The sequence below is a fragment of the Modestobacter muralis genome, from assembly GCF_010682105.1.
Taxonomy (GTDB): Bacteria; Actinomycetota; Actinomycetes; order Mycobacteriales; family Geodermatophilaceae; genus Modestobacter; species Modestobacter muralis.
This window is the reverse complement of the sequence record NZ_JAAGWH010000003.1, coordinates 60,002-69,067: the sequence shown is the minus strand read 5'-3', so window position 1 is coordinate 69,067 and position 9,066 is coordinate 60,002. Positions and strand designations below refer to the sequence as shown.

General features: G+C 74.0%; 9 protein-coding genes. 4 read left to right on the top strand and 5 right to left on the bottom strand.

Going from position 1 to position 9,066, the window contains the following annotated elements:
* Together GCU67_RS01030 and GCU67_RS01025 are read left to right on the top strand one after the other, a co-directional pair.
* On the top strand, positions 1–848 hold an 848-nt coding region (locus GCU67_RS01030; protein ID WP_163609161.1), incomplete at its 5' end, for a DUF3320 domain-containing protein.
* A 100-nt stretch (positions 849–948) separates the two neighbouring features.
* Positions 949–1,953 carry a zinc-binding alcohol dehydrogenase family protein gene (locus tag GCU67_RS01025; RefSeq protein WP_163609159.1) on the top strand — a complete coding sequence of 335 codons (1,005 nt, stop codon included), beginning with the start codon at positions 949–951 and terminating at the stop codon, positions 1,951–1,953.
* Positions 1,954–2,016: 63 nt separating this feature from the next.
* Here GCU67_RS01025 and GCU67_RS01020 read toward each other — a convergent pair whose 3' ends face one another.
* From GCU67_RS01020 to GCU67_RS01010, 3 genes are all read right to left on the bottom strand, one after another.
* Positions 2,017–2,163: a hypothetical protein gene (locus GCU67_RS01020; protein WP_163609157.1), complete on the bottom strand. Its 147-nt coding sequence runs from the start codon at positions 2,161–2,163 to the stop codon at positions 2,017–2,019.
* 105 nt (positions 2,164–2,268) lie between these two features.
* Positions 2,269–3,237 carry a TIGR03557 family F420-dependent LLM class oxidoreductase gene (locus GCU67_RS01015; protein ID WP_163609155.1) on the bottom strand — a complete coding sequence of 323 codons (969 nt, stop codon included), beginning with the start codon at positions 3,235–3,237 and terminating at the stop codon, positions 2,269–2,271.
* A 157-nt stretch (positions 3,238–3,394) separates the two neighbouring features.
* Positions 3,395–3,874, bottom strand: a complete 480-nt coding sequence (locus tag GCU67_RS01010) for an NUDIX hydrolase (protein WP_163609153.1) — start codon at positions 3,872–3,874, stop codon at positions 3,395–3,397.
* A 153-nt stretch (positions 3,875–4,027) separates the two neighbouring features.
* On the opposite strand from GCU67_RS01010, the gene GCU67_RS01005 reads away from it, so the two are divergent.
* Positions 4,028–5,191: an RtcB family protein gene (locus GCU67_RS01005; protein WP_163609151.1), complete on the top strand. Its 1,164-nt coding sequence runs from the start codon at positions 4,028–4,030 to the stop codon at positions 5,189–5,191.
* 32 nt (positions 5,192–5,223) lie between these two features.
* On the opposite strand, the gene GCU67_RS01000 is transcribed toward GCU67_RS01005, so the two are convergent.
* Both GCU67_RS01000 and GCU67_RS00995 read right to left on the bottom strand, forming a co-directional pair.
* Positions 5,224–5,982 (bottom strand): biosynthetic peptidoglycan transglycosylase, encoded by a 759-nt coding sequence (locus GCU67_RS01000; protein ID WP_163609149.1) that lies wholly within the window; start codon positions 5,980–5,982, stop codon positions 5,224–5,226.
* A gap of 164 nt (positions 5,983–6,146) precedes the next feature.
* On the bottom strand, positions 6,147–7,973 hold the full coding sequence (locus tag GCU67_RS00995; protein WP_163609147.1) for a metallophosphoesterase: 1,827 nt from the start codon (positions 7,971–7,973) through the stop codon (positions 6,147–6,149).
* 145 nt (positions 7,974–8,118) lie between these two features.
* Between GCU67_RS00995 and GCU67_RS00990 the strand changes: the two genes are divergently transcribed.
* Entirely contained in the window at positions 8,119–9,006 is an 888-nt protein-coding gene (locus GCU67_RS00990) for a hypothetical protein (protein WP_211660548.1), read from the top strand.
* Positions 9,007–9,066: the final 60 nt, after the last annotated feature.

The following is a 9,066-nucleotide window of genomic DNA, read 5'->3' as shown; positions in this document are numbered from 1 at the left end:
CCGCCGAAGCCGAGCTCGTCGCGGAGCCGGCCGGAGAGGCCCTGCCCGCCGTCGAGACGCCGTCGTCCGTCCATCCCGAGCCAGTCACCTGGGCACTCCCGGCTGCCGTGCCCGAGTCCGCTGTCGTCGCCGAGTCCGCTGCCGTCCCGGCGTCCGCTGCCGTCCCGGCGTCCGCGGCCGTCGGCGTGCACACCGCGGCTCCCGAGTCCGTCGACGGGACAGCGTCCGCCGTCCCGCCGGCAGCCGTCGTCCGGCCCCGGCCGGCGCGGTCCGGGGCGCGGGTCCCGCGGCCGGGCCCGCTGGACGAGGAGCAGCCGTTCATCGGCTGGGCGCCCCGGCCCGCCGGGCAGAAGCGCCAGCTCGACCGGCTCTCCGACCCGGCCGTCGCCCGGACGGTGCGCCGGGTGCTCGCCGCCGGACTCAAGGCCGAGGGGCCGGTGCACCGTGACCGGCTCGCGCGGATCGCCGCGAACGCCTTCGGGCTGACCCGGGTCACCGAGGCCCGACGGGACGCGTTGCTGGCGCTGCTTCCCGCCGGCGTGCAGGACGGCGAGTTCCTGTGGCCGGCCGGCGCCGACCGGGAGGCGTGGGCCTGGTTCCGCCGCCAGGCCACCAGCGCCGAGCGCCCCCTCGACCAGGTCGCCCCGCGGGAGATCGGCAACGCGATGGTCGCGCTGTGCCGGGATGCCGGTGGTCTGCCGCGCGAGGAGCTGTTCGCCCGCACCGCGGAGGTCTTCGGGTACCGCCGTCGCCCCTCGGCGCTGACGCCACTGCTGGAGGCGGCTCTCACGCGGTGCCTCGCCGGCGGCCGGCTGACCGAGCAGCCCGACGGGGTGCTCACCGTCTGAGCCGGCCGGCGTCCGGTCCGGGCGCCGCCACCGGCCGGTGACCGCCCGGCCGGGGAGGCGTGCCGCGGGTCACCGCAAGCCCCGATCTACCGTCGCGGGCATGGACATCCCCACCACGAACCGGGCCGTCGTCGCGACCGCGAGCGGCCCCGTCGACGTCCTCACCGACGTCGAGCTCGACGTCCCCATCCCCGGGCCGCGCGACCTGCTGGTCGAGGTGCGCGCCGTCTCGGTGAACCCCGTCGACGTGAAGCTGCGCGGCGGTGCCCTCCCCGGCGGCGACGGCCCGCAGGTGCTCGGCTACGACGGCGCCGGTGTGGTGCGCGCGGTCGGCGCCGAGGTGACCGCGTACGCCGTCGGCGACGAGGTCTACTACGCCGGCTCCATCCAGCGCCCCGGGTCCGACCAGCAGTTCCAGCTGGTCGACGAGCGGGTCGCCGGGCGCAAGCCGGTCTCGCTGGACTTCGCCGAGGCCGCCGCGCTCCCGCTGACCACCATCACCGCCTGGGAGACGCTGTTCGAGCGCTGGCGGCTGTCCGCCGACAGCACCGGCACTCTGCTCGTCATGGGCGCCGCGGGCGGCGTCGGCTCGATCCTGGTGCAGCTCGCCCGCCAGCTCACCGACCTGACCGTGATCGCCGCGGTCGGCCGACCGGAGTCCGGCGACTGGGTCCGCGGGCTCGGTGCCCACCACGTCGTCGACCGCAACGCCCTGGAGGCGGAGGTCGCCGCACTCGCCCCGCGTGGCGTCGACCTCGTCTTCAGCCCGTTCTCCGCAGGCATGGTGGAGATCTACAGCCGGGTGATGGGCGTCGGCGGGTCCGTGGTGGCCATCGACGAGCCCGAGGGGCAGGACACCCTGCCGCTGAAGTGGAAGAGCCAGGGCTGGCACTGGGAGTTCATGTTCACCCGGGTCATCCACGACCCGGAGAGCACCGCGCACCGCGAGCTGCTGGACGAGGTGGCCCGGCTGGTCGACGCCGGCACCCTGCGCACGACGCTGACCACCCGGCTCTCGCCCATCGACGCGGCGACGCTGCAGGAGGCGCACCGGCTGCTGGAGTCCTCGGCCACCATCGGCAAGGTCGTCCTCGCCGCCGGCTGACCTGGTCCCGCGGCGCTCGTGCTCTGCTCACCGTGGTGAGCAGGGCACGAGCGGCCCGCGAGGTCAGCGACGGCCGGTCGTGCCCGATCCGCCCTTGTTGCGCATCGAGGCGATGGCGGCCTTGATCTTCGCCTGGTTCTGCGGCTTGCGCGCCTCGTCGATGGCCTTCTTGGCCAGGGCGCCCTTGGTGATCGCGCTGAACAGTCCCATGGTGGTCTCCTCCGGGTGGACGGGCGCGGGCTCGAGGCCCGCACCCACCCTCCCGTGGTGCCCCGCCGGGCCGGGCGCCAACCCGAGCGGGTCAGGACGAGCAGGTCAGGACGAGGGGGTCAGCCCGCGCACCCGATCGATGAGCTCGCTCTGGCAGACCGCCAGGAAGCCGTCGGGGTCCGGACCGGTGTTCTGCAGGACGATGTGGTCGAACCCGGCGTCGACGTAGGGCTGCGCCTGCTGCACGTGCACGTCGAGGTCCGGGCCGACCGAGAACTGGCCGCGGATGTCGTCGGCGTCCACCGAGCTGCTGGCGGCGTCGAAGTTCACCGGGTTGGGCAGCTCGCTCATCACCGGCCATCCGGTGAGCGCCCAGCGGCTGGTCTCGAGGGCAGCCTGGACGGCGGCGTCCTCGGTCGTGGCCCAGCTCATCGGCACCTCGGCGTACTTCGGGCCGGTGCCGCCGTGCTCGGCGAAGGCGTCGACGAGCTCCTTCTTCGGCTCGGTGGCGAACAGTCCGCTGCCGTACTGCGCGGCCAGCTTGGAGGCCCCCGGCCCACCACTGGCCACGGCGATCACCGGCAGCTGCTCGGGGAGGTCCCAGATGCGGGCGTCCTCCAGGGTCAGGTACTTCCCCTCGTAGGACTGGTAGCCGCCCTGCCAGAGCAGGTTGATGATCTCCAGCGCCTCACGCAGCATGTGGTGCCGGATCCGCACGGCCGGCCAGGCGGCGCCCACGACGTGCTCGTTGAGCCGCTCGCCGGAGCCGATGCCCAGGGTGAACCGGTTGTCCGACAGGATCTGGGTGGTCGCCGCGGCCTGGGCGATGACCGCGGGGTGGTACCGGATGATCGGCGCGGTCACCCCGGTGGCCAGCCCGATGCGCGAGGTCTGCGCCGCCATCGCTCCGAGCATGGTCCAGGTGAAGCCGCTGTGGCCCTGCTCCTCCAGCCACGGGTGGAAGTGGTCGGACAGCTCGATGAAGTCGAACCCGGCCTCCTCGGCGGCGACCGCCTGCGCGACGACCTCCTTCGGGCCGAATGCCTCGGTGGCGATCTTGTAGCCGACCTGCATGGTGCGTCCCCTCGTCGTCCGGTGCGTCCCCGCAGCCGGTGCCCGACCGGCCGCACCCAGAAACCGTCCGGCGCCGGGGAGGGTCAGCCGACGGGCGCGGGGGCCGCCACCGTGACCAGCTGCTCGGAACGCCCGGACCCGGGTGCCGCGTCCCCGGTCACCGGCTGGGCCGGGTGGCCAGCGCGGCGAGCAGCCGGTCGAGGAACGGCGCCTGGCCCCGCACCAGCTTCTCCCGGGCCTGCTCGACCGGCAGCCACGCCGAGCGGTCGATCTCCGGGTACTCCTGCACCCGCCCCGACCGCGGCGGCCACTCCAGCCGGAAGGTGTTGCTGCGGGTGGTGGCCGCGTCCAGGTCGCCCTCGGCGGCCCAGATGGTGACCAGCTTGCTGCTGGAGGTCCGCAGCTCCCCCAGCTCCAGGAACTCCTCGGCCGGCACCGGGGAGCCCATCTCCTCGGCGAACTCGCGCCGGGCGACGTCCATCAGCTCCTCCCCCGGCAGCGACTCGCCCTTGGGGATCGACCAGGCGCCGGCGTCGCGGCGGGCCCAGAACGGGCCGCCCATGTGCCCGATCAGCACCTCCAGGACGCCGTCGGTGAACCGGTACAGCAGGATCCCGGCGCTCTTCCTGGCTGGCATCTCCCCAGCGTGCCCATGGGCCGGTCCGGGTAATCCGGGTGCGTGCCCGGCGGCGGGCGCGTTGACTGCACCGGCCGCGCGGCGCCAGTGACGAGCCGCCGGGACGACGTCCGTACGTCGTCCCGGCGGGTCAGGACGAGAGACGGAAGGACCATGGAGAAGATCAACGGACGCCTGCTCAACTGGGCGTCCATCCTCGAGCCCACCACCCGGGAGCAGGCGGTCCGGACCGCGGCGATGCCGTTCGTGTACCCGCACCTGGCGCTGATGCCCGACGCGCACCTGGGCAAGGGCGCCACCGTCGGCTCGGTCATCCCGACCGAGGGCGCGATCATCCCGGCCGCGGTCGGGGTCGACATCGGCTGCGGGATGATGGCCGTGCGCACCCAGTTCACGCAGGGCGACCTCGCCGGCCGTCCGCTGGACGTGCTGCACGGGCAGATCTCCCGCTCGGTCCCGCTGTCGGCGGGGGGCCGCAACACCACGGTCCGGGCCACGGCCGCGGCGCGGGTCGAGGAGCTGCGCGCGATGCCCGGGGTCGAGCAGGCGGACTCGGCGGTGGGCCACTGGTCGCAGCAGCTGGGCTCGCTCGGCTCGGGCAACCACTTCATCGAGGTGTCCCTGGACGAGACCGACCGGGTCTGGCTGTTCCTGCACTCCGGCTCCCGGGGCGTGGGCAACAAGCTGGCCCAGCGGCACATCCGGCGGGCGCAGGAGCTGTGCCGCCAGCGGTTCATCGAGCTGGCCGACCCCGACCTCGCCTACCTCGTCGAGGGCGACCCGGAGTTCGACGCCTACATCGAGGCGCTGAACTGGGCACAGCGGTTCGCCTACCTCAACCGCGAGGAGATGATGGACCGCGTCGTCGAGCAGACCGGCCGGTTCCTGCACGCCGACGTCCAGCGGCTCGAGACGGTGAACTGTCACCACAACTACACCGAGCGGGAGCGGCACTTCGGCCGGCAGGTGTGGCTGACCCGCAAGGGCGCGATCTCGGCCCGCCCCGGGCAGCTCGGGCTGATCCCCGGCTCGATGGGGACGGCGTCCTACGTGGTCAGCGGAAAGGGGCACGTCCCCGCGCTCATGTCCGCGCCGCACGGCGCGGGCCGCAACCACTCGCGCAACGCGGCCCGGCGGCTGTTCACCCGGTCCGACCTCGACAGCCGGATGACCGGCATCGCCTGGGGCCACTCCGACGCGTTCCTCGACGAGCACCCCGACGCCTACAAGCCGATCGACCAGGTCATGGCCGACGCCGCCGACCTGGTGGAGGTCCGGCACACCCTGCGCCAGGTCGTCAACGTCAAGGGCAACTGAACGCCGGCGGCGTCCCCGGACGCCGCCGGCGCTCAGCCGGCGACCAGGCCCCAGTCGTCGTCGGCGACGTCGGCGGCCTGGCGTTGCGTCAGGTCGCCGACGTCGACCAGCCGGTCGAGCACGTGCGCCTGGCGCTCGCGGGCGAGCTCGGGGTGCACCAGCGGGTCGTAGGCGGTCGGGGCCTGGAACAGCCCGGCCAGCAGCGAGGCCTGCGCCCAGGTCAGCTCGTCGGGGGCGAGCCCGAAGTAGCCCTGCGTGGCGGCGGTGAGGCCGTGGAATCCGTGGCCGTAGTAGCCGTCGTCCAGGTACATCTCGAGCAGCTCGGTCTCGCTGTACGCCCCGTCGAGCTTGAGGGCCAGGACGACGGCCTCGGCCTTCTGCGCCGGTCCGTTGCGCCCGTCCAGGTAGAGGTTCTTGGCCAGCTGCTGCGACAGCGTCGACCCGCCCTCGTCGGTGCCGGTGACCAGGCCGCGGAAGGAGCGGACGACGCCGGTCGGGCTGATGCCGGGGTTGGTGTGGAAGCTGCTGTCCTCGGTGGCGACGAGGGCCGCCAGCAGCTCCGGTGCCGGCGCGACGGTCAGCGCCGGCGCCTGGTGCTCCATCAGGAAGGCGGTGACCCGCTCCGGGGCGTCGTCGACCGAGGGCGTGACCAGCCAACCGACGCCGAGGGCGAGCGCCAGCGTGGCGAGGAGGGCCACGAGCACCCGGCGCAGACCGCGGCGCAGACGGCCCCGGCGGGCGCGCACCGGCGGCCGGCTCACCTCCGGGCTGTCCAGCAGACCTGACGCCATCGACTTCCTCCTCCCGGGCACCGCACCGCCCCGACCGGGGCACACGTCCAGCATCCGGGCCGAAGACGATCTTGTGATCGCCCTGGGGAGTGACTCCGGGGCGGCCGCGGGTCCACCCCTGGGAGGGGGTGCCGGTCATCCCGCGGCAGGAGGCGCCGCGCAGGTCAGCTGCCCGGCCAGGGCTCCTCGGGGCCCACGCCGAGCTCGGGGCCGCACACCCGGTCCGGGGCGACGTCCTGCGGCCGGAAGTACAGCGTCGAGGCGGTGACGTCGTCGCCGAACGCCTGCGGGGTGGTCACGTCCTCGGGGGCGCCGCCGAGCACGGGCGCAGCCGACGCGATCGAGAAGCGCACCACCCGGGTGAACTGGCAGTCCGCCGACACCGACTCGATGCTGAACTCGATCGGCGGCCGCTCGGTGCCGCGCACGAGGTTGTCCAGCCCGCCGGCACCGGTGGACCCCTCGACCAGGTCGATCGTGGCGTCGCCGGCCTGCACGTCGTCGCTGTCGTTCTGGGCGTGCACGTGGCCGGAGACGGTCTGGCGGACGCGGTCGGGCAGCACCTCGCGCAGCTCCTCGGCGGCGACCGGCTCGTGGACGGCGAACAGGTCGATCGGCCGTGCCTCGGCGGGCACGTCGCCCGTCGGCGCCGCGTCCGACGACGAGGGGGCAGCCGCGGACGAGGCGGCGGCCGACGACCGGGCGGCCGACGTGGTGGCCTCGGCGTCCTCCTCCGCGGAGCCGACGGCGGCGCGCACCGTCTCCCGCTGCAGCGGCTCGACCACCGAGGCGTCGTCGGCGCCGTAGGGCCCGGTCGCGCCGTAGACCCGGGGGTCGGACAGCCCGGCGATGGTCAGCCCGAAGGCGTCGACCACCCCGGCGGTGACCCGGTACCCGCCGCCGCCCAGCGTCGTCTTGGTGCCGAGCACGGTGACCCCGGGGATGCCGCGCATCACCTGCGCGGTCGCCGGCGAGTCGTGGTTGCCGGCGATCCACAGCATCGGGGTGGTGTCGGTGAGCGACCGCACGGCGTCGAGGTAGGACGGCGTCAGCTCGGCCGCGGTGCCGAACTCGCTCTCGTCGCCGGCGTTGACGATCAGGTCGACGTCGTAGTTGGCCGCGTACCGGGCCACCAGCGGGTAGTTCGCGGCCAGGTGCATGTCGGCGATCGTCATGATCTGCAGTGCCGTCTCCGGCGTCTGGTCGTCCTCGATCTGCGCCTGCAGCGCCGCCTGGATGCCCACGACCGAGCCGAGCACGTCGAAGGCCTTGGACTGCTGGGAGTAGTAGGCGCTCAGCTCGCTGGGGAACAGCTGCGCGGCGGCCAGCGTGCCGGTGAGCTGGGACTCCCGGACCCAGTTCGGGTTGTAGCTCAGCGCCCCGTAGGCGGCCACGGCCAGCGTGACCAGGGCGGCCGTGCCGGCCTGGCGGACCCGCCGCCGCAGCTCGCCGGCCCGGCGCGGCCACCCGCGCAGGTACCGCACCGACATGTTCACCGCCGCGGCGATGGCCAGCCCGACGGCCAGGCCGAGCAGGAACTCGGCCACCAGCCAGCCGATGATCTCCGGCGCCTGCCCGGTCAGGTCGGCCTGCAGCCGCTGCACGAAGCTGGGGACGTCGCCGCCGGCCAGCTTGGTCAGCGCCAGGACGTCGACGTCCTCGGGGCTGATGTGCACCCCGAACGGCACGCCGCTGACCGTGGGGAACTCCCAGCTGCCCAGCGTGGTGTCCGCGCTCAGCCCGGGCCGGGAGAACAGCGAGCCCTGCACCTCGAAGGGCACGCCCTGCACGGTCGCGTGGTACGGGAAGGCCTGCAGCGCCGCGGCCGCGCAGACCAGCGGCAGCGCGATCCGCAGCACCCAGCGCACGAGGAGGTGCAGCGCCGCGGCGGCCAGGTCACCGGCCCGGCGGGCGCCGTGCTCGACGCGCTGCCGGCGGGTCGCCGGAAACGGCAGCGGGAGCTGCAGGGCGTCGTGCCGGGTGTGCGCCATCGCCCCCATCATCCCGTGCGGGCACGCCCGGCCGGACCCGGCGCGGGAGTGGTCCCGGCGACACCCGCCCGCCGGCGGCAGCTCCTCCGGGTGGATCGTGGGTCGGCCCTCTCGGGCCCGGCGACGATCCGTGGGACCCTGTGAGGTGACCGACGACGACGCACTCGCCGACTCGTCGCCGACGAACGGGTCTCCCTTGGCACTGATCACCTGCCCCACCTGCGATTCCGAGGACATCAACGGCACGCCGCAGCCGGACAGCCGGCTGCTGATCCACTGCAACGACTGCGGCAACGAGTGGCTGCGTGGTGAGGCCCGGCGCGACCCGGCCCGCCCCGCCGTCCAGACGTCGGAGTCCCTGCACGCGACGTTCCCCACCGCCGCCGACGTGCGCCCGGACGTGCGGGAGCGGGTGATGCTGCTGACGTCGGAGTTCCTGATGGAGCGGCCCGAGCCCGACCCCGCCGTGGCCGCCTACCGGGAGCGCTACGCCGCGTTGTTCACCCGTGAGGGCCTGTCGTCGGCCACGTCCGAGCAGCTGCTGCACTTCGCCAACTCCACGACCGTGGCAGACCCGGGCAACATCTCCGGGTTCAACCGGGCGTGGAAGACCGCCGGCCCGGACAAGGCCGCCACCCAGGTGCGCGCCACCATCGAGTACCTCCTGTTCGGCCCGGAGAGCCTCAAGCTCGAGGACCGGATGACCCACCTGGTCGACGGCACCAAGAAGGGGCTGGGCTTCCCCTCCTTCAAGGAGTCGCTGCTGACCAAGGTGCTGTGCGTGGTGGAGCCGGAGCGCTTCCTGCCGATCGTGAAGTACTCCGCGGCGGCCGGGGGCAAGAAGGAGCTGGTCAAGGCCGTCTTCGAACTGGACCTGCCGCCGGTGGAGAAGTCGGCGTGGACGGTCGGGCGGCTGGCGGTCTGGAGCAACGACCTCCTGCGGTCGCTGGTCGGCAACGAGCTGCCCGACCTGCAGGAGGCCGCCCGCTTCCTGCAGTGGGCGAAGACCCAGCCGGTGCTGTCCCGCAGCTGATCCCCGGCACGACGACGAACGCCCCGCCCCGGGGCACCCGGGAGCGGGGCGTTCGTCGTG

Coding starts and splice junctions, on each gene's coding strand:
- GCU67_RS00995 (WP_163609147.1), bottom strand. CDS start 7,973: ATGGCGCACACCCGGCACGACGCCCTGCAGCTCCCGCTGCCGTTTCCG.
- GCU67_RS01000 (WP_163609149.1), bottom strand. CDS start 5,982: ATGGCGTCAGGTCTGCTGGACAGCCCGGAGGTGAGCCGGCCGCCGGTG.
- GCU67_RS01015 (WP_163609155.1), bottom strand. CDS start 3,237: ATGCAGGTCGGCTACAAGATCGCCACCGAGGCATTCGGCCCGAAGGAG.
- GCU67_RS01005 (WP_163609151.1), top strand. CDS start 4,028: ATGGAGAAGATCAACGGACGCCTGCTCAACTGGGCGTCCATCCTCGAG.
- GCU67_RS01020 (WP_163609157.1), bottom strand. CDS start 2,163: ATGGGACTGTTCAGCGCGATCACCAAGGGCGCCCTGGCCAAGAAGGCC.
- GCU67_RS01025 (WP_163609159.1), top strand. CDS start 949: ATGGACATCCCCACCACGAACCGGGCCGTCGTCGCGACCGCGAGCGGC.
- GCU67_RS01010 (WP_163609153.1), bottom strand. CDS start 3,874: ATGCCAGCCAGGAAGAGCGCCGGGATCCTGCTGTACCGGTTCACCGAC.